15 protein-coding genes are annotated in these 18,764 nt (G+C 72.5%); 11 read left to right on the top strand and 4 right to left on the bottom strand.

Annotated features, from left to right (window positions below):
- The first annotated feature begins 107 nt into the window (after positions 1-107).
- Both WME79_RS23805 and WME79_RS23800 read left to right on the top strand, forming a co-directional pair.
- Positions 108-2,042, top strand: coding sequence for a hypothetical protein (locus tag WME79_RS23805; RefSeq protein ID WP_437539270.1), 1,935 nt, complete (start codon positions 108-110; stop codon positions 2,040-2,042).
- A gap of 33 nt (positions 2,043-2,075) precedes the next feature.
- Positions 2,076-4,544 (top strand): hypothetical protein, encoded by a 2,469-nt coding sequence (locus WME79_RS23800; protein WP_437539269.1) that lies wholly within the window; start codon positions 2,076-2,078, stop codon positions 4,542-4,544.
- Between the two features lie 28 nt (positions 4,545-4,572).
- On the opposite strand, the gene WME79_RS23795 is transcribed toward WME79_RS23800, so the two are convergent.
- Positions 4,573-5,127 carry an exonuclease domain-containing protein gene (locus WME79_RS23795; RefSeq protein WP_437539267.1) on the bottom strand — a complete coding sequence of 185 codons (555 nt, stop codon included), beginning with the start codon at positions 5,125-5,127 and terminating at the stop codon, positions 4,573-4,575.
- A gap of 308 nt (positions 5,128-5,435) precedes the next feature.
- On the opposite strand from WME79_RS23795, the gene WME79_RS23790 reads away from it, so the two are divergent.
- Together WME79_RS23790 and WME79_RS23785 are read left to right on the top strand one after the other, a co-directional pair.
- Positions 5,436-6,503 carry a serine/threonine-protein kinase gene (locus tag WME79_RS23790; protein WP_437539265.1) on the top strand — a complete coding sequence of 356 codons (1,068 nt, stop codon included), beginning with the start codon at positions 5,436-5,438 and terminating at the stop codon, positions 6,501-6,503.
- A gap of 159 nt (positions 6,504-6,662) precedes the next feature.
- Positions 6,663-7,229 (top strand): hemerythrin domain-containing protein, encoded by a 567-nt coding sequence (locus tag WME79_RS23785; RefSeq protein ID WP_437539263.1) that lies wholly within the window; start codon positions 6,663-6,665, stop codon positions 7,227-7,229.
- Here the strand turns inward: WME79_RS23785 and WME79_RS23780 are convergent.
- The 3 genes from WME79_RS23780 to WME79_RS23770 form a co-directional block, all read right to left on the bottom strand.
- Complete coding sequence (locus WME79_RS23780; RefSeq protein WP_437539261.1) at positions 7,226-7,570, bottom strand: DUF2752 domain-containing protein; 345 nt, start codon at positions 7,568-7,570, stop codon at positions 7,226-7,228. The two genes, WME79_RS23785 and WME79_RS23780, sit on opposite strands and share 4 nt — an antisense overlap.
- Before the next feature lie 132 nt (positions 7,571-7,702).
- Entirely contained in the window at positions 7,703-9,136 is a 1,434-nt protein-coding gene (locus WME79_RS23775) for a zinc ribbon domain-containing protein (RefSeq protein WP_437539259.1), read from the bottom strand.
- A gap of 133 nt (positions 9,137-9,269) precedes the next feature.
- Positions 9,270-9,425 (bottom strand): hypothetical protein, encoded by a 156-nt coding sequence (locus WME79_RS23770; RefSeq protein ID WP_437539257.1) that lies wholly within the window; start codon positions 9,423-9,425, stop codon positions 9,270-9,272.
- A gap of 341 nt (positions 9,426-9,766) precedes the next feature.
- Here WME79_RS23770 and nuoE point away from each other — a divergent pair, with 341 nt between their 5' ends.
- Genes nuoE through WME79_RS23735 form a run of 7 tightly spaced genes read left to right on the top strand, consistent with a single transcriptional unit; the run spans position 9,767 to position 18,629 of the window.
- Positions 9,767-10,249 carry an NADH-quinone oxidoreductase subunit NuoE gene (gene nuoE / locus WME79_RS23765; RefSeq protein WP_437539255.1) on the top strand — a complete coding sequence of 161 codons (483 nt, stop codon included), beginning with the start codon at positions 9,767-9,769 and terminating at the stop codon, positions 10,247-10,249.
- 4 nt (positions 10,250-10,253) lie between these two features.
- Positions 10,254-11,606 carry an NADH-quinone oxidoreductase subunit NuoF gene (nuoF, locus tag WME79_RS23760; RefSeq protein WP_437539253.1) on the top strand — a complete coding sequence of 451 codons (1,353 nt, stop codon included), beginning with the start codon at positions 10,254-10,256 and terminating at the stop codon, positions 11,604-11,606.
- Entirely contained in the window at positions 11,603-12,238 is a 636-nt protein-coding gene (locus WME79_RS23755) for an NADH-quinone oxidoreductase subunit J family protein (RefSeq protein WP_437539251.1), read from the top strand. The genes nuoF and WME79_RS23755 overlap by 4 nt, the downstream gene beginning before the upstream one ends.
- On the top strand, positions 12,235-12,546 hold the full coding sequence (gene nuoK, locus WME79_RS23750; protein WP_272093012.1) for an NADH-quinone oxidoreductase subunit NuoK: 312 nt from the start codon (positions 12,235-12,237) through the stop codon (positions 12,544-12,546). The genes WME79_RS23755 and nuoK overlap by 4 nt, the downstream gene beginning before the upstream one ends.
- A 1-nt stretch (position 12,547) precedes the next feature.
- Complete coding sequence (gene nuoL, locus WME79_RS23745) at positions 12,548-15,112, top strand: NADH-quinone oxidoreductase subunit L (protein ID WP_437539248.1); 2,565 nt, start codon at positions 12,548-12,550, stop codon at positions 15,110-15,112.
- Positions 15,109-17,106 carry a complex I subunit 4 family protein gene (locus WME79_RS23740; protein ID WP_437539246.1) on the top strand — a complete coding sequence of 666 codons (1,998 nt, stop codon included), beginning with the start codon at positions 15,109-15,111 and terminating at the stop codon, positions 17,104-17,106. The genes nuoL and WME79_RS23740 overlap by 4 nt, the downstream gene beginning before the upstream one ends.
- Positions 17,103-18,629, top strand: coding sequence for an NADH-quinone oxidoreductase subunit N (locus WME79_RS23735; protein ID WP_437539244.1), 1,527 nt, complete (start codon positions 17,103-17,105; stop codon positions 18,627-18,629). Before WME79_RS23740 ends, WME79_RS23735 begins: the two co-directional genes overlap by 4 nt.
- Positions 18,630-18,764: the final 135 nt, after the last annotated feature.

Below are 18,764 nucleotides of genomic sequence, written 5' to 3'. Positions count from 1 at the left end.
TCGGAGGGCTCCCGACGGCCCCCATCGCGCAGCGCCGGCTGCGCTCGGCCGGAGTCGCGATAGACTGGCCGGGGAGGGCGAGCAGGCAGGGCGATGACGACATGAACATGCGGCTGTCTGCACTCGCGGTCCTCCTCGGCGGGCTGCTTGGCCCGGCCGGCGCTGCAGCGGCCGAGCCGGCGCTGCTCGCGGTCGATCTGGACGACGACGACGCCGACGGCGTGCCGGACGGCGAGCAGCCTCGAGCGCCGCCCGCCCCGGAGCTCCTCGCGCTGCGCGCGCCGCGCGGCGCGAGCCAGGCGCCCGCGGCGATCCCCGCCGGCCTGCGGCTCCTCGTCGACGGAAGCCCGGTCAAGCCCGGCGCGGCGATCCCCGCGGGCGCACGCCGGGTCGAGGTCCAGGCGGTCCGCGCCGGGCGCAGCGAGATCGCGCTCTTCGGCGAGGCGCGGACGATCAGCGCGTTCGAGGTGCGCGCGATCGACGGCGCCGGGCGGCGCATCGACATGGCGCGCTCCCACGCCTCGCTTCAGCGCACGCCCCCGGACCGGCTCGGCGACGATCCGTTCGCGAACCTCGACGATCCCGACGCGATCCGGCTGCTCGTCATCGGCGCGCCGGAGGATCTGCCGCTCACGCTCGACGTCCACTCCGCGGCGCCGTCCGGCGGGGCGATCGATCGCCTGTCCGACGTGCCGCTTGGCCACGTGCGGTGTCCAGAGGATGTGCCGCCGGGCCTCGTGTGCGGATCGACGCGACCCCTCCGGGTGGTCGCGGATGACATCGATCGCAACCACCCGATGATCGCTGATCGCTCCGTGAAGGGCGAGGTCGGCGGGGCGCTCGTCGTCGCCCTGCCCGGCGGGCCGAAGGTCCAGATGATCCGCGTCGCCGGCCCGCGCGCCTCGCCGCTCGGGCCGCTCGGGCGCACGCGCGCGCGCCTCCGGATCGTCATGGTGCGCCCCCGCGCCGGCGGCCCGCCGCCGATGGGCGGCGACGACGCGGGAGCGCTCGCCATCGCGCGCGCGGAGGTCGAGCGGGCGAACGCCTTATGGGGCGCGTGCGGCGTGAGCTTCGGCCCGCCCGAGGCGCTCGACGTCACCTTCGTCGATCCGCCGCGCCCGCACCTGCTCGCGATCGGCTGCGACCACGGCCTGCCGGCCAGCGGCGGCGCGATCCGGGTGCGCGTCGACGGCCACGAGGTGACCGCGGCGATCGCGCCGCGCGCGCGCCCCGACGCGGCGGCCCGGGCCGTCGCCGCGGCGATCGGCGCGGCCGGGTTCTCGGTGCGCCTCTCCGACAACCCGGCGATCGGCGCGGGCGCCTACGGGACCACCGACGTGCTCGTGCGGCGGCCGGGCGGCGCGCTCGCGACCATCGAGCCGCCGGCGGCGGGCGCGCTGAGCACCGACGCGACGCTCACGGCGTGCATCGGCGCCGTGGACCTCGACGACGGCCTCCAGCACTTCAGCGACACCGACGCGATCGCCGGCACGGTCGAGGAGCGGGCGCTGCTCAAGGCGTTCGACGACGGCGACCCCTCGACCGTCGACGTCGTGATGGTCCCGAGCTTCGCGGGCGGTGGGCGGATCGGCGAGTCGTTCATCTTCGCCGACGGCGGCGCGATCCGGAACACGATCATCGAGGATCGCGCCGGCCTGCGCGCGGATCGCGCGTCGTTCGCGCTGTCGCACGAGCTCGGCCACGTGCTGCTCGACGAGCCGGGGCACCCGGACGATTTCGGGATCGACACGCCGACCCGGCTGATGGACGCCGACGCGGCCAACGCCTCCGCGTATGGGCCACGCCGCATCACCGTGGACGAGTGTGCGCGCGCGCTCCGACAGAGCGGCGCGGCAACGCCGCGCCTGGGTCAACCGAGCGGCGCCGCCGAGCCGCGCCTGGGCGGGCACCCGCCGCGCGGCGCGAAGGGCGCCCCGGGGGCCGTGGCGGAGGCGCTGGGCGGCGCGCCCGGGTTCCGGCCGAGCGGCCCCGTGCCGCTGCTCGCGCCGTGGCCGCTCGCACCGCTCGGTCGAGAGAGGTGAAAGGCCGCTTCGCGCTGTGGTAGGAGCGGGCCCATGCGGGTCCCCCAGCGGAGCGGCCTCTTCAGCGGCGTCGCAGCCCTCGCGTGCGCCTCGGTCCTGCTCGAGATCTCGCTCGCGCGGATCTACGCGGCGTTGTTCGGCGAGGTCCACGCGTTCCTCGTGCTCTCGCTGTCGCTCGTCGGCGCGGGCATGGGCGGCGCGCTGCTCTACGTCTTCCCGTCGCTCGCCCGCCCGCCGGCGCTCTTCGCCCGCATGGCGATCCTCGCCGCGCTCGCGTCGGGCGCGACCCTCGCCGCGGTCATCCTGCTCGCGCACCGCGAGCCCCTGTCCGTCCCCGCGCCGGGGTCGCTCCCGTGGCTCGCGCTGTGCTACGCGGCCTCCACGGTCCCGTTCGCGCTCGCGGGCCTCGCGCTCGCGGCCGCGATCCGGCACGCGGCGCCCGAGATGCCGCGCCTCTATCTGCTCGATCTCGTCGGCGGCGCGCTCGGCGGGCTCGCCGCGGCAGGCGCGCTCCGCGCAGGCGCGCCCCGCGCCGCGCTCGCGGCGGCGATCTTCTTCGCGGTGGCGGGCATCTTCTTCTACCTCGGGTCGCGCTGCTGTGAGGGCGAGGAGCGGGCGCCCGGCGGCCTCGTCGCCACGTTCGTGCTCGGCTCCTTCGTGCTGCTCGCCGGCGACGTCGGCGCTCCGTGGCTCCGGCTCGCCGGCATCCGCCGGGGGTCGCCCGATCGGACCGAGCACGAGGCCTGGACCGAGCGCTCGCTGATCACCGTCGATCGACCGAAGGCCGGCGCGGCGCTGATGCGGCTCGGCGGCGCCGCGGCGAGCCCGATCCTCGACGCGAAGACGACGCCCCCGCCGCAGCCCGAGGACATGGCGTACGCGCTGCACAAGGACCAGGGTCCAGCGCTCGTGGTCGGCGCCGGGGGCGGGCGCGACGTGCGCGTCGCGCTCAAGGCCGGGCAGCAGGAGGTGTACGCCGTCGAGGGCGACCGCGGCGTCCTCGAGGTGATGCGCGGGAAGTACGCCGCGTTCAGCGGCAACCTGCTCGACAAGCCCGAGGTCCACCTCGTGGTGGGCGACGGGCGGAGCTTCGCCAGGCGCACGCCGCTGCTCTTCAGGAACATCGTGATCCCGTCGACCGACACGGTCGAGGCATCGACGACCGGCGCGCTCGCGCTCTCGGAGAGCCGGCTCCTCACGCTGGAGGGCGTCGGGGACTTCCTCTCGCGCCTCCTGCCCGAAGGCACGCTCGTCCTGGCCCGAGCGGACGCGGACTTCGATCGGCTGCTCTCCCTCACGGCCACGGCGCTGCGCCGCGCCGGCGTGGCCGCGCCGAAGGATCACCTCTTCGCGTGCAGCGCCGCGCAGAAGACCGCGCTCCTCGCCCGGCGCACGCCGCTCGCGCGCGAGGACGTCGATGCGCTCCGCCGCCACTGCCGCAAGCACAAGTTCTCGGAGGTCCTCGCCCCCGACCGCCCGGCGACCCCGGTCCGCAGCCTGCTCGTCGCGGCGGTCGCGCCCTCGGCCTCCGTGGCGGCCGCGCGCGTCGCCGAGGGCGCAGCCGCGGAGGCCGATCTGACGCCGCCCACCGACGACCGGCCGTTCTTCGCGTACACCGTTCCGGCGCGCCGCCTGCCCGCGGTGCTCGGCGACGTCGGGGCCCTCCGCGCAGGGCACACGGCCCTCTTCGCGCTCGCGCTGCTGCTCGCCGTCGGCGCGCTCCTCTTCGCGCTCGGCGTGCTGCTCCCGGTGCTCGCCGCGCGCCGTCTGCGCGGGCACGTCGCGCCGCATGACGCCGGGGCGCCCGCGTCGCCGTCGACGCCGCCCGCCCGAGCGCTCGCGTTCTTCGCCGCGATCGGCGCGGGGTTCGCGCTCGTCGAGCTCGCCGTGGTCCGGCACGGTCTCCTCCTGCTCGACCTGCCTGCGCACGAGATCCCGGCCGTCCTCGTGATCCTCCTTGTATCAGCCGGCGTGGGCGGCTTCCTCACCGCCCGGGTGGCCCCGGGCGCCGCGACGGCGGTCTCCGGCAGGGTGGCGGAGGCGCTCGCTGTGGCCGCGGCGCTCTCGGCGGTGGGGCTCGTGCCGCTCGCCCGGTGGGGCCTCGGGCTCGGGGCCTTCCCGCGCGCGCTCCTCGCCATCGCGATCCTCGTGCCGTTCGGCGTGCTTGCGGGCTCGCTCGCGCCGCTCGGGGTCAAGATCGTGGACTCGGTCTCGTCGGCGCTGCTGCCGTGGTGCTGGGCGCTCTGCGCCCTCGCGGGCGCGACCGCGATGGCCGTCGGCGCCCTGTGCGCGCTGAACCTCGGCTACAGCGCGCTGCTGCTCGGCGCGGGCCTCGCTTACCTCCTCGCCGCGGCGACCGTGCCGCCCGCCGCGGCCGGGGCGAGCGTCGCGGGCGATGACGAGCGAGCGGCATCGTCCGGCGGCGCCGCCGCCAGCGAACCGCCGCCCCGGGACGCCGCAGGGGCGCAGCCCGAGGCGCTCGAGGCGGCGCCGATCGCCTGAGCGCCCTTCGCCGGCGGCGCCGCCGGCGTTACCGCCGCGCGGCCAGCAGGAGGTGCGCGAGCAGGCCCGCGATGTTGTAGGCGTCGTCGATGCCCCGGTGGTGCGTGCCCGCGAGCGGCAGGCCGGCGCGCTCCAGGGCCTCGGCCATCCCCACCTCGCGCGACAGCGCGTGCGTCACCGCGAAGAGGCTCTTCACGTTGAGGTGGCTCGGCCCGAACGGGAGCGGCACGCCGCGCGACTGGCACTGCCGCTCGAACATGCGCCGGTCGTAGTCGCCGTAGCTCGCCCAGAGGCGATCCTGCGCCTTGAGCTCGCTCCGGAGCGTCGCGCACGCCTCCCTGAACGACACGCCCGCGTCGACATCCGCCTGCGTCAGCGTCGTGAGCGCCGTACAGAACGGGCTCACGCGCGAGCGCTCCGGGCGCACCAGGATCGAGCGCCGCTCCCGGCGCCGGCACGAGGCGACCTCCAGCGGGCACACGCCGATCTCGATGATCTCGTTCTCTTCGCCTGGCGGCGGGTCGCCGTCCCAGCAGGTCGATTCCACGTCGATCACGAGAATGAGATCAAGACGCTTCGCCACGTCGTCGCCCTCGGCATGTAGTGAGGAGTGCGCTGCGAAGGTAACGGGGATCGGGACGCAATTTCCTTCAGGATTTTCCCGACCATCCGGAAACGCCTTGGGCGGTTCGCTTCGTCCGGGCAAAAACTGAGTAGAAACGGGACATAAGCCGGAGGTGCACCCACACGTCGTTGGTCGTTTAGGCACCCAATCCGCTTGCTTGGCGGGCCTGGTCCATGGACACTCGTCAGGTAATTTCTGACGAGGTTCTCTACGTGGATCCTGGCTCCCAACTGCGTTGCTCCTCCGGTTCGGCCAGGGAGAGGTCCGTGATCGCTGAGGCGCTGCCTGACGCTGACGACGCGGGCTGCGGTCCAGCCGAGGAGCGACGGCTGCCTCCTCGTTCCGGGATCGTCCGCCACGCGGGCCGCGAGCGGGGGGCGCCGAAAGCGCTCCCGGCGGGGCGTGGCGCCGGGGCGGTAGGCGGCATCACCACCGGGGCCCCGGCGTGTGGGCGGCTGGCCGTCGACCCGCTCGTCGGTCGTACAGAGCACGGACTGCACATCGAGCGGCTCATCGCCGAGGGGGGGATGGGCGCAGTGTACGCGGCCCGCCGCGCCGCGACGGGGGAGCCGGTCGCCCTCAAGGCGCTCCGGCGCGTGCACGCGGGGGACTCCGGGATCGAGAGCCGGTTCGCCCGCGAGGTGCGGCTCGCCCGCCGCATCGACCACCCGAACGTCTGCCCCGTGCTCGGCGAGGGGCGCCTCGAGGACGGGCGGCCGTTCTTCGTGATGCCGCTCTTCGACGGCGTCACCCTGAGCGAGGAGGTCCGGCAGCGCGGCCCCTTGCCGATCGGCCGCGCGCTCGCCCTCGCGGACCAGATCCTCGCCGGCCTCGCGGCGATGCACGCGGCGAAGGTCGTCCACCGCGACCTCCAGCCGGGCAACATCCTGCTCGTCCCCGGGGCGCGGGGCGCCGGGGCAGGGGAGGGCGCGACGACGGTCAAGCTCATCGATCTCGGCTTCGCGCACGAGCCCGGCGTCGACACGGGCGACGGCGTGACGCCGGACAGCCCCGGGTCGCTCGTCGGCACGCTGCTCTTCATGTCGCCGGAGCAGGCGATGCGGAGCCGCGCGATCACCGAGCGGAGCGACCTTTTCGCGGCCGCGCTGCTCATCTACTACGCCCTCTCGGGCAAGCTCCCCTTCCGCGGCCGGGGCGATCTCGACGTGCTCGTCGCGATCGTGCGGTCCGCGCCCGTGCCCCTCCGGCGGGAGCGCCGTGATGTCCCGCGCGTGCTCGACGAGGTGCTCTCGCGGGCCCTGTCCAAGCACCCCGACCACCGCTTCCCCAGCGCCTCGGCGATGCGCGACGCCCTCGCCGGCGTGCCGGTGTAGCCAAGGCAGCGCCCGCGCTCCGCGCGCTCCGGCGCCGGCCCGCTCCTTGCCACGACGGTGCCGCCTGCACCGCGCCGCCCGGCACCGCGATCCGGGGCTGTGCACGCGCTGCTCAAGCGCGGCGGCGCGAGGCGGTGAGCTTCACGCGAGGGGAACCCCATGGACGCACTCGATCTCTTGGAGCAGCAGCATCTCGAAGTCAGCGCCCTGATGGCGCGCATCGCCACCGAGCCCAGCCCGGGCCTCCGGACGTCGATGGTCGCGCAGCTCTCCCGGATGATCGACGCGCACGTACGCATCGAGGAGACGTACCTCTACCCGGTGTGTGCCGAGCGGATGGCCGGCGACAGGAAGCCGCTCCACGACGCGTACGAGAAGCACGGCCTCGCGCGCTTCGCGGCGGACAACCTGCTGCGCACGCGCGTGACCGATGTGCGCTTCGAGGCGCGCCTCCGGCTCCTGCGGGACATTTTCGCCCACCACGCCGACGAGGAGGAGGACGTCCTGTTCCCCAAGGCGAAGCGGGGCCTGACGGACGAGCAGCTCGACGTGATCGGCAGCGATCTGGAGCGCGCTTACGAGGTGCTGCTGCGCGTCGGCGTGCCCGAGGGCGCCCCGCTCCCGCGCTCGCAGCGCGGCTGGCCCCGGCGCGGCGCCCACGCCGTGCGCGCCCTGCGCCCCGTCTCACGGCGCCGGGGCGAAGCGATCCGCGTCCGCGGCTGCTAAACCGGCACGGGGCCGCCGAACGCGCCGAAGAAGCGCGCGATCCAGACGGTGAGCATCAGGACCGCCAGCGTGATGCCGAGCCGCGTGACCCACGCGCCCTGCATCCCCTCGGCGGCCGCGATGCGGCCGTCCTTCACGTAGATCGCCGCGTTGTACGCGAGCGCGGCGATGACGAGAGGCGCCATGACCGGGGAGAGCGGGTGGAGCCGCAGCGCGTCGGCCAGGTGGCCCTGCGCGAGGGCGAGCGTCGCGCGCGTGAGCCCGCAGCCGGGGCAGGGGTGGCGGGTGACGATCGCGAACGGGCAGAGCGGGGCGCCGCACGCGACAAGGAGCCCGAGCACGGCCGCCGCGGTACCGAGGCGCGCCGCGCGGCCGCGCGCGTGCGCCGCGCTCCATCGGGACAGGGCCGACGGAGCGGGCGAACGAGCTTCAGTCGAGCTGGACGGCGACACGGCGGAGGACCGCGGCGCGGGTCAGGCGGCGTTCGGGTCCCAGACCTCGTTGAGGTCCTTCGCGAGGGCGTAGAGCGGCAGGAAGACGTAGAGCACGATGCCCTCGGCCTGCTGGTTGCGCGAGCCGGCCATCTGCTTGGCCCGGGTCACCTGCTCCGGCACCTTCACCCAGAGGAAGTAGTAGTTGAGGAAGGGGATGAAGAGGTACCAGGGCTTGAACTCGGGGTCCTTCGTCGCCTGCTGGAGCTCGTTGAGCATCGCCCACATCTGCCAGATGGCGTAGAGGAAGCAGACCATCCCGATCACGCACACCGTGACCGGATTGCGGGTCTCACCCTTCGCGCCCGGGGCCATCGAACCGCCGCCGCCGTACACGCCCAGGTTGCTGGCCGCCTGGCCAAACTGGCCGGGCGCCGACATCTGCGCGCCGCCGGGCGATCCGCCGTAGCCAGGATCGCTCACGCCCGGAGGACTGCCATAGCTGCCGGCGGGCGAACCGCCGTAGCCGCCGCCCGGAGGGCTGCCGTAGCCGCCGCCCGGGGGACTGCCGTAGCTGCCGCCTGGAGGACTGCCGTAGCCGCCGCCGCCCGGAGGGCTGCCGTAGCCGCCGCCGCCCGGAGGGCTGCCGTAGCCGCCGCCCATCGGGTCCTGGCCCGGAGGCGGCCCGTACCCGCTGGCGCCGTGCTGCGGAGGCTGCCCGTAGCCGGGAGGCGCGCCGCCAGGCGGCTGCCCGTAGCCGGGCGGCTGCCCGTAGCCGGGCGGCTGCCCGTAGCCGGGCGGCTGCCCGTAGCTGGGCGGCTGCCCATAGCCGGGAGGCGCGCCGCCGAGGCCGCCCATCGGGTCCTGGCCCGGGGGCGGTCCGAAAGGATTCCCGCCCGGGCCGCCCTGCGGGGGCTGCCCGTAGCCGCCGGGCGGAGGAAACGCGCCGGCCGGCGCGCCCGCCCCGCCCATGCCGCCGGGCGGCTGGCCCGGGGCGCCGTACCCGGGCAGCTGGTCGATCGCCATGGTGCCGCCGAGCGGGTTCACGCCCTGGGGCTGCTGGCCGAACGGCGCATAGCCGCCCGACGGGCTCGCAGCCGCGCCGCCGAAGGCAGGGCCAGACGGCTGCTGTCCCGCGGGGGACGGCGAGCCGTAGCCCATCCCGGGAGGCGGCGGGGCAGGGGGAGGCCCCGCCGAAGCACCGAGCCCCGCCGGCGGGACGCCGACCACCGTGCCGGCGAGGCCCTGCGGCGGGCTCGGGATCGCGGCCATGCCCGGCGGCGCTCCCGCCGGAGGCGCAGGAGGCGGAGGCGCCCCCGGCGCGCGCGGACCCGCCGCGCCCGCCCCGGAGGACGGCTGACTCATCAGCATGGTGCCCTTGAACTTCGGCGCGGCCGCGCTCTTCAGGTTGTAGCCGCACTTCGTGCACGTGGACGCCGTTTCCGAGTTTTGCGTCCCACAATTCGGACAGAACACGCACCACCTCCGGAGGGGGGTTCGCTGCTACGGATGCCCGCGCCCCTGCGCGTCGTAATGGGCGCCGAGGGTAGTTGAAGCGCGTTCCGGTTCTCAAGTGAAAGACGAAGAACGCCGCGGACTTCTCCGCAGGCTACGCGGTCTTCGTCAGAAAACCCAGGGAGTACCGCGTGGCCACGTGCTCCAGGCGGGGGGGTGGGGCGGGTCCAGGCGGGGGGGCCGCGTCCACGTCCACGTCCACGACCACGACCACGACCACGTTTACGACCACGATCGCGGGCACGGCCACGTCGGGGGAGCTGTCCGGTTTCTGGGCAGCGGTAGGCTTTGTGTGGTCCGCTTTATGTTTCCCCCCGGCGCGCCTTGACAGTGACCACCGTCGCTCACTAGCGTGCCCGCGCCTCGGGACGGCTCCGTACGACGGACAACCGAATGCCCGGCCGCCGGTGCGCGGGGCTGTCCGCCTCCGGCAGGCGCCTCCAGATCGGAGGCGCACGAGGTAGCGCCCGGTCTGCCGGGCGGACCCTCGTTGAAAGGGACCCGCGTTGCGGGGTCCCGACTGCATGTGGAAGCGGGCACGCCGCGAGCGCGGCGCGCCCAGGGAGCCAGCGGACCGTGCCAACAGCCGACATGACCGAACAATTTGCTCTGAACGCCGAGCGGCGAACCGAGTTCGAGAAGATCCTCGCGCGCTACCCGAACCGCCAGGCCGCGTGCATCCCCGTGCTCCACCTCTGCCAGGAACAGGAGGGGTGGGTCTCCGAGCGCGTGCTCCGCTGGGTCGCCGAGCAGCTCGGCCTCTCCGCGGCGCACGTCCAGGGGGTCGCGACCTTCTACACGCTCTTCAACAAGGAGCCCGTCGGCAAGCACCAGGTCTGGGTGTGCCGGACGCTCAGCTGCGCGCTGAACGGCGCGGACCAGGTGCTCCACCACTGCGAGAAGCGGCTCGGGATCCACGCCGGCGAGACCACGAAGGACGGGAGGATCACGCTGCGCACCGCAGAGTGCCTCGCCTCGTGCGGCACCGCCCCGATGATGCAGGTCGATCGCGACTACCACGAGGGCCTCACGCTCGAGAAGGTGGACGCGATCCTCGATCGGTTGACGAGGTGACGAGATGCTCCGGCTGACGCGCTATCTGACCAAGAACTACGACACGCCCGACGGCCACAAGCTGTCCGTCTACGAGAAGGGCGGCGGCTACCAGCAGGCGAAGCGCGCCCTCGGGATGACGCGCGAGGCGCTCGTCGAGGAGATGAAGGCGGCGAACATCCGCGGCCGCGGCGGCGCCGGCTTCGCGATGGGCGTGAAGTGGAGCTTCATGCCGTGGCCCCCGAAGCCCGAGCGGCCGCACTACCTCGTCATCAACGCGGACGAGGGCGAGCCCGGCACCTTCAAGGACCGCACCTTGATGGAGAAGAACCCTCACGCCGTCGTCGAGGGGTGCATCATCGGGTGCTTCGGGATCGGCGCCCACGCCGCGTACATCTACGTGCGCGACGAGCTGCACCTCTCGAAGGCGCGGCTCTGGGGGGCGATCGAGGAGGCGCGCGCGAAGGGCTACCTCGGCAAGCGCCCGTTCGGGATCGACTACCCCGTCGAGGTCTACGTCCACACCGGCGCCGGCGCGTACATCTGCGGCGAGGAGACGTCGCTCCTCAACTCGCTCGAGGGCAAGCGCGGCGAGCCGCGGCTCAAGCCGCCGTTCCCCGCTCAGTTCGGCGCGTTCGGGATGCCGACGACCGTGAACAACCTGGAGACGATCGCGGCCGTGCCCACGGCGCTCGAGCTCGGGGGGGAGAACTTCTCGAAGCTCTCCTCGCTGCACCACCTGAAGGACGGCGGCTGCCGGCTCTTCGGCGTGAGCGGCCACGTGAACAACCCCGGGATCTTCGAGGCGGCCGTCGGGGTCACGCTCCGCGATCTCATCTACGAGTACGGCGGCGGCGTGAAGCACGGGAAGCTCCTCGCGGTCATCCCGGGCGGCTCGTCGTGCCCGATCCTGCGCGCCGACGAGGTCGTCAACGCGCCGAGCGACAAGTCGCCGCTCCACCCGTGGCACGGCCAGAGCGTGCTCGACGTGCCGCTCGGCGTGGACACGTTCCGCGCGCTCGGGACGATGCTCGGGACCTGCTGCGCCATCGTGCTCAGCGACAAGGCGTGCCCCGTCCTCGCGATGCACAACCTCATGCGCTTCTACCGCCACGAGTCGTGCGGCCAGTGCACGCCGTGCCGCGAGGGCAGCGCCTGGATCCACCGGATCCTCGATCGCATCGTGCACGGCGAGGGGACGATCGAGGAGCTCGATCGGCTGCACGAGATCGCCGACAACATCATGGGCAACACCATCTGCGCCTTCGGCGAGGGCACGGCGATGCCCGCGCTCGGCTTCCTCAAGAAGTTCCGCAAGGAGTTCGAGGCGTACATCCAGACCAAGGGCCGCTCGTCGACAGGGGTGCTCACGCCGTGAAAATCTTCGAGTTCGCCTTCTTTGGGCTGGCGTCGCTGCTCGTCCTGCTCGGCGGCCTGGCCACGGTCGCGGCCAGGAACCCGATCCGCGGCGCGATGGGCCTGCTCACGTCGATCGTCGGCATCGCGGGGCTCTACCTGATGCTCTCGGCGGAGTTCCTCGCCGCGATCCAGATCCTCGTGTACGCGGGCGCGATCGTCATCCTCTTCCTCTTCGTGATCATGCTCCTCGGCCCGTCGGCGACGTCGCCGCGCGACGCCCGCACCGCGGTGCCGCGCTACGTGGGCGCCGGCGTCCTCGGGGCGAGCAGCATCGGCGCGCTCGCCCTGGTCGCGAGCGCGTCGAAGCCCGGGGTCGTGGCCGTCCCGGCCGCCCCCGAGTCGCTCGGGACCATCGAGGCGCTCGGGCACGAGCTCTTCACGAAGGGGATCGTGCCGTTCGAGCTCTCGGGCGCGCTGCTCCTCGTCGCCGTGATCGGCGCCGTCGCCGTCGCCCGCGGCAAGCAGGTCGACCCGACGCTGCTGCCTGTCGGCGAAGGCGCCGGGTCGCCGGAGCCGGGCGACCAGGGGGCCGCGCAGCCGGGCGCCCTCGCGGGACACGCCACCCTGTCGGCCAAGGAGCCGCACTCATGATCTCCGTCCCCATCGAGTACTACCTCGTCGTCGCGGCGGTGCTGTTCGTGATCGGGTCGATCGGCTTCCTGCTGCGCAGGAACCTCCTGGTCCTCCTGATGAGCATCGAGCTGATGCTCAACGCCGTGAACCTCACGCTCGTCGCGTACAACCGGGTGCACCCGCACGATCACGCCGGGCAGATCTTCACCTTCTTCGTCATCGCCATCGCGGCGGCGGAAGCCGCAGTCGGTCTCGCGATCGTGCTCGCGTTCTACCGCATCCGGAAGACGATGCGCTCGGACGACGCCGATCTCCTGAGGAGTTAGCGTGGAAGCCCTGAGAGTCTTATTCCCCGCGTCCGAGTTCGCGCTGCTCGCCGTCATCCTCGGCCTGCCGGCGCTCGGCGCGTTCGTGAACGGCCTCTTCGGCAAGCGCCTCGGCAAGGACGCGGTCCGGCTGATGGCGCTCGCCGCGCTCGGCGGCGCCTTCCTGGCGGCCGTCACGACGTTCCTGATGCTGCCGCACGAGGGCGGCAAGCTCACCTGGACGGCCTGGCGCTGGTTCTCGATCACCGGCCGGATGGGCCAGACGATCCCGATCGACGCCGCCTTCAGCGTCGACGGCCTGAGCGGGACGATGATCCTCGTCGTCACCGGCGTCGGCTTCCTCATCCACCTCTACTCGTCCGCGTACATGCGCGAGGACCCGGGGTACTACCGGTTCTTCGCGTACCTGAACCTGTTCATCTTCTCGATGCTCGTGCTGATCATGGGCGACAACCTCGCCGTCCTCTTCGTGGGATGGGAGGGCGTCGGCATGTGCAGCTACCTGCTGATCGGGTTCTGGTTCAAGGACGACAAGAACGCGAGCGCCGGCAAGAAGGCGTTCGTCGTGAACCGCATCGGCGACTTCGGCCTCCTCGTGGCGATGGCGATGCTCGCCTACTACACGGGCACGCTGAACTTCGACGGCATCGCGGCGAACGCGGGCAACCTGCTCTCCGCGGTGAAGATCTGGCCGATCGGCAACATGTCGGTCGACACCGTGCCCGGCTTCCTGAGCTTCCTCATCCCGTCGCAGCCGGTGCTCGTGTACGCGGGGACGCTGGCCGCGCTCGCGCTGTTCCTCGGCTGCGCCGGCAAGAGCGCGCAGATCCCGCTCTACGTCTGGCTGCCCGACGCGATGGCGGGCCCGACGCCGGTCTCCGCCCTGATCCACGCCGCGACGATGGTGACCGCGGGCGTCTACCTCGTGGCCCGGCTCTCGGCGGTGTTCGTGCTGTCGCCGTTCGCGATGGCGGTCGTCGCGGTGACCGGCGTGGCCACGGCGCTGTTCGCGGCCTCGATCGGGCTCTTCCAGAACGACCTGAAGAAGGTGCTCGCCTACTCCACGGTGAGCCAGCTCGGGTTCATGTTCATCGGCGTGGGCGTCGGCGCGTTCGCGGCCGGCTTCTTCCACGTCCTCACGCACGCCTTCTTCAAGGCCTGTCTGTTCCTCGGCGCCGGCTCGGTGATCCACGCGATGCACGCCCGCATCCACGACACCGACCAGTCCCAGGACATGCGGAACATGGGCGGCCTCAAGAACTACATGCCGCTGACGCGCTGGACCTTCCTCCTCGCGTGCCTCTCGATCGCGGGCTTCCCCGGGTTCGCCGGGTTCTGGTCGAAGGACGAGATCCTGTGGCGCGCCTTCTCCAGCCGGATCGAGTCCGTCGCGACGCGCGGGCAGCCGGTGTGGCAGTGGCCCGAGTGGCTCGGCCCGGCGATCTACTGGGTCGGCATCCTGGCCGCGACGATGACCGCGTTCTACATGTTCCGCGCGTACTTCCAGACGTTCCACGGCGAGTTCCGCGGCTGGACGATCGTGCGCGGCTGGAAGGACCCGCACCCGCACGGCCACCACGACGATCACCACGGGCACGCGCACGGCGAGAAGCTCGAGGGCCCGGAGCCGCACGAGTCGCCGCTGCCGATGACGATCCCGCTGATCGTGCTCGGGGCGCTGTCGGTCTTCGCCGGCTTCCTCATGGCCGAGCCGCTGGTGCACCTCACCCACAACCACGCGTTCGCGCCGCTCGCGCACCTGCTCGAGCCGGTCTTCTCGATGACGTCGCGGGCGGTGACCGCGCGCGAGGGCGTCGAGGGGCTGCTCTTCCCGATGATGCTGCCCGGCGTCGCGGCGTGCTTCACCGGCATCGGCCTGGCGATGCTCGTGTACTGGAACAAGCGCGGCGAGCCCGAGCGGCGCTTCGCCGAGAGCTTCCCGGGGCTCTACCGGCTCATCTACGACAAGTGGCGGATCGACGAGCTCTACAACGCCACGGTGGTGGGCATGGTCGACGCGATCGCCGACATCTTCACGATGGCCGACAAGTGGATCATCGACGGCATCATCGCGAAGCTCTCCGCCGCGCTTGTCGGGTTCTTCGGCACGGTGCTGCGCGCGCTCCAGACGGGCCGCGTGCAGGTCTACGCCGCGTCGATGGTCGTCGGCCTCGCCGGCGTCGGCTGGTTCCTTGTCAAGCCGCACGCGGACGCGAACGTCGACGACGCGGAGCTGCGCCGGTCCGGTGAGGTGAGGCTCTCGGCGGCGCCGGGGCTCGGCTACCGGTACCGCTGGGAGGCGCCCGGCCTGCCGGCGCGCGACTTCTCCGAGGCGACCGACGTCACGGTGAAGCTCGAGCCCGGCGAGACGAAGGACGTCGTCCTCCGCGTGCGGAACGCCTTCGACCGCGAGGCGACCGAGACCTTCTCGTTCTCGAGGCCGGCGAGCCGCAAGGCCCCCGCGGGCCCGACCACCCTGCTGGGCTCGGACGTGCCCGCGCTGCCCCCGGGGGCGACCCCGGCGGAGCAGATCCATGACCTGATCCAGCCGAGAGGCCTGCAATGAGCGCGCTCGACCTCGTAACGCAGTACTGGCCGGCGCTCGCTGCCGGCGTCGTGGGAGCGATCCTCCCGCCGGGCGACGGCCACGGCGCCGACGCCGGCGACGATCACCACGACGGCCATGGTGACGACCACCATGGCGACGACCACCACGGCGACGAGCACGGCGAGGCCCACGCCGCCGCGGGGTACACCCCGTGGCAGCGGGCCGGCCTCGGGCTCATCGCGGCGCTCACGGTGCTCTTCGTGCAGTGGCTCTGGCCGTCCGGCGCGGCCGCCGAGGCTACCGAGGAGTGGTCGTCGCTGCTCAACGTGCTCATCGGCCTGCCCTTCGTGGGCGCCGCCGCGGTGCTGTTCGTGCCGCGGCAGCTGCTCTCGCTGCTCCGGGGCTTCACGCTGGTCGTGCTCGGCGCGGGCTTCCTCGCCTCGCTGTGGCTGCTCACCGTGCCGATGACCGTGGGCTGGCACTTCCAGTCGATCAAGGAGTGGATCCCGACGCTGGGCATCCGGTGGCACGTCGCGATCGACGGGATCAGCCTCTGGCTCGTTCTGCTGACGACGTTCATCGCGCCCATCGCGGCGTACGCGTCGTTCGGCTCGATCAAGAACCGGATCAAGGAGCTCTGCTTCTGCCTCCTGTTCCTGCAGGGGGCGATGCTCGGCGCGTTCGTCGCGCTCGACCTGTTCCTGTTCTTCCTCTTCTGGGAGCTGATGCTGGTGCCGATGTTCGTGATGATCGGCATCTGGGGCGGCGTCGAGAAGATCAAGGCGGCGATCAAGCTCTTCGTCTACACGATGGCGGGCTCGATGCTGATGCTCGCGGGCATCGTGTACCTCGTGTGGGCGAACCAGAAGCTCACGGGCGCCTACACGTTCGATTACCTCGCGCTGTCGCGCGTGGTGCTGCCCCGGGGCGCGCAGATGCTCTGCTTCTGGGCGTTCTCGATCGCGTTCTTCATCAAGGTGCCGATGTGGCCGGTGCACACGTGGCTGCCGGACGCCCACGTGCAGGCGCCGACCGGCGGCTCGGTGATCCTGGCCGCGGTGATGCTGAAGATCGGGACGTACGCGTACCTGCGCTTCTCGATGGGCCTGTTCCCCGGCCCGGCCTCGAGCCTCGCGGCCAACTTGGCGGGCATCGCGATCCTCGGCGGGGTGATCTACGGCGCGCTCGTCGCCTGGAAGCAGTCCGACGTGAAGCGCCTCGTGGCGTACTCGTCGGTCGCCCACCTGGGCTACGTGATGCTCGGGCTCTTCGGCGTCACGCCGAGCGGGATCCAGGGCGCGGTGCTCCAGATGGTGAACCACGGCGTCTCCACCGGCGCGCTCTTCCTCCTCGTCGGCGTGATCTACGACCGCCGGCACACCCGGGAGGTCTCGGAGTTCGGCGGCCTCGCCAAGGTGATGCCGGTCTACGCGACGCTCTTCCTGATCGTGACGTTCGCCTCCGTCGGCGTGCCCGGCACGAACGGGTTCATCGGCGAGTTCATGATCATCATGGGGACCTACGCCTCCGAGCGCCTCGGGACGTTCAGCGGGATCCACACGATCGGCGCCGCGGCGGGCGTCATCCTCGCCGCCGTCTACATGCTGAGCGTGGTGCAGAAGATGTTCTTCGGGCCGCTCACGAACCCGAAGAACAAGCACCTGCCCGACGTGACGCCCCGCGAGGGCCTCGCGCTCGCGCCCCTGATCCTCATGGTCTTCGTGATCGGCCTGTTCCCTGCGATCTTCCTCGATCGGATGAAGGAGTCGGTCCTGTCTACTTACAACCAGTTCAAGGTCGTCTCCGGGCAGGCGATCCTCTTCGCGGACGAACGGAACGCGAAGCTCCTGCCCGAGGACACGTTCTCCCCCGCCTTCCTGAAGGGGGCGCCCTCGCTGGGCTCCGGTGAGGGCGCGGCCGGGGCGGGTGAAGACGAGCAGGCTCAGCGCGATCGGGGCGCGCGCGGAGCAGACGGCGCGCTCGCGGCGCGCGCGGGGGAGGCGGCGCGATGATCCTCGGACCGTACATCGCGGTATCGCCGCTCATCGTCGTCTCGCTCGGCGGCGCGCTGCTGATGCTCGCGGAGGCGTTCTCGCACCGCCGCGAGGAGTCGCACGATCGCCGCTCCGGCCCCTCGTCCGACATCGCGCTCGGGACCGCGATCACGCTCCTCGCCGGGGCGGTGTTCTCGGGCGCTGTCGGGTTCGTCGGCCCCGAGACGCTGGAGGGGTTCGACTCGCTCGCCCCGTACCTGGTCATGGACCGGTTCACGCTGTTCTTCTCCTTTGTGCTCTGCCTGGGCGGCGCGCTCGCGGCGCTGCTCGCCGGGGGGTACCTCCCGGAGCACCGGCTCGACCGCGGGGAGTTCTATCCGCTGCTGACCTTCTCGACGGTCGGGGCGATCATCCTCGCCGGCGCTGGGGATCTGCTGACGCTCTTCCTCGGCCTGGAGACGATGTCGCTCGGGGCGTACGCGCTGACCGGCTTCCGCCGGACGTCGCCGCGGAGCACCGAGGCGGCGATCAAGTACTTCCTGCTCGGCTCGTTCGCGGCGGCGCTGCTGCTGTACGGCGGCGCGCTGATCTACGGGGCGACGGGGCACACCGACCTCGCGGGGATCGGCGAGGCCATCGCGGGCGCGAAGGGGGCCGCGGCGCCGAACCCGGCGCTGCTGCTCATCGGGGCGGCGCTGATGCTCGTCGGGCTCGCGTTCAAGGTGAGCGCGGTGCCGTTCCACATGTGGACGCCGGACGCGTACGAGGGCGCCCCGACGCCGGCCACGACGTTCATGGCGGTGGCGGTGAAGGGCGCGGCGTTCGCGACGCTCCTGCGGGTCCTGCTCGGGGCGTTCGGTAGCCCGGCGCTCTCGTCGTGGGCCGCGGGCTGGCCGCCGGCCGTGGCGGTGATGGCGCTGCTCACGATGACGGTCGCGAACCTGATCGCAGGCCGGCAGGAGTCGGTGAAGCGGATGCTCGCGTACTCGAGCATCGCGCACGCCGGGTACCTGCTGGTGGGCGTCGCGGCGACCGTGCGGGCGAGCGAGGATGGGCAGGCGAGCGTGCTGTTCTACCTGCTCACCTACACGGTCTCGACGGTCGGCGCCTTCGGGACGCTCATCCTCTGCGGCAGCCGTGGGGCCGAGGCCGTGAGCTACGAGGACCTCTCCGGCATCGGCAAGCGGCACCCGGTGGCGGCGCTCGCGTTCTCGCTCTTCCTGCTGTCGCTGGCCGGCGTGCCGCCGACCGCGGGCTTCTTCGGCAAGCTCTACATCGTCAAGGCGGCGATGGGCGCGGAGCTGTACACGCTGTCCGTGGCGCTGCTCCTCAACAGCGTGCTGTCGGCGTACTACTACCTGCGGGTGCTCGTGTACATGTACATGCGCGAGCCGGCCCCGGGCGCTCCGATCGCGCGGCCGATGCGCTCGGGCTACGTCAACGCGGCCCTGGTGGTGTCCGCGGTGCTCGTGATGGTCCTCGGCATCTGGCCGACGACCTCGCTCGGGATCGCGGTCCGCGCGGTCCTCGCCTCTCGCTAGAGCGGGGGCCCACCCGCTTCGGATACGGGCCCACCTCGACGTTTTCGGTGCTCGGCGTACTGGAGGTACGCCTGCGCGCCGAAAACGCCGATCTGGGCCCGTCTCCTGTGCGGGTGAACCCCCGCTCGGCAACGC

The organism is Sorangium sp. So ce726, assembly GCF_051521405.1.
In the GTDB taxonomy this organism is placed as follows: Bacteria; Myxococcota_A; Polyangia; order Polyangiales; family Polyangiaceae; genus Sorangium.
The sequence above is the reverse complement of the archived record's forward strand: the minus strand, read 5'-3'. Positions and strand labels throughout refer to the sequence as shown.

Bases quoted from the DNA above. Each gene is read 5' to 3' on its own strand.
- nuoK (WP_272093012.1), top strand. From the start codon at position 12,235: ATGATCTCCGTCCCCATCGAGTACTACCTCGTCGTCGCGGCGGTGCTG.
- WME79_RS23805 (WP_437539270.1), top strand. From the start codon at position 108: ATGCGGCTGTCTGCACTCGCGGTCCTCCTCGGCGGGCTGCTTGGCCCG.
- WME79_RS23735 (WP_437539244.1), top strand. From the start codon at position 17,103: ATGATCCTCGGACCGTACATCGCGGTATCGCCGCTCATCGTCGTCTCG.
- nuoE (WP_437539255.1), top strand. From the start codon at position 9,767: ATGACCGAACAATTTGCTCTGAACGCCGAGCGGCGAACCGAGTTCGAG.
- WME79_RS23740 (WP_437539246.1), top strand. From the start codon at position 15,109: ATGAGCGCGCTCGACCTCGTAACGCAGTACTGGCCGGCGCTCGCTGCC.
- nuoF (WP_437539253.1), top strand. From the start codon at position 10,254: ATGCTCCGGCTGACGCGCTATCTGACCAAGAACTACGACACGCCCGAC.
- WME79_RS23785 (WP_437539263.1), top strand. From the start codon at position 6,663: ATGGACGCACTCGATCTCTTGGAGCAGCAGCATCTCGAAGTCAGCGCC.
- WME79_RS23800 (WP_437539269.1), top strand. From the start codon at position 2,076: ATGCGGGTCCCCCAGCGGAGCGGCCTCTTCAGCGGCGTCGCAGCCCTC.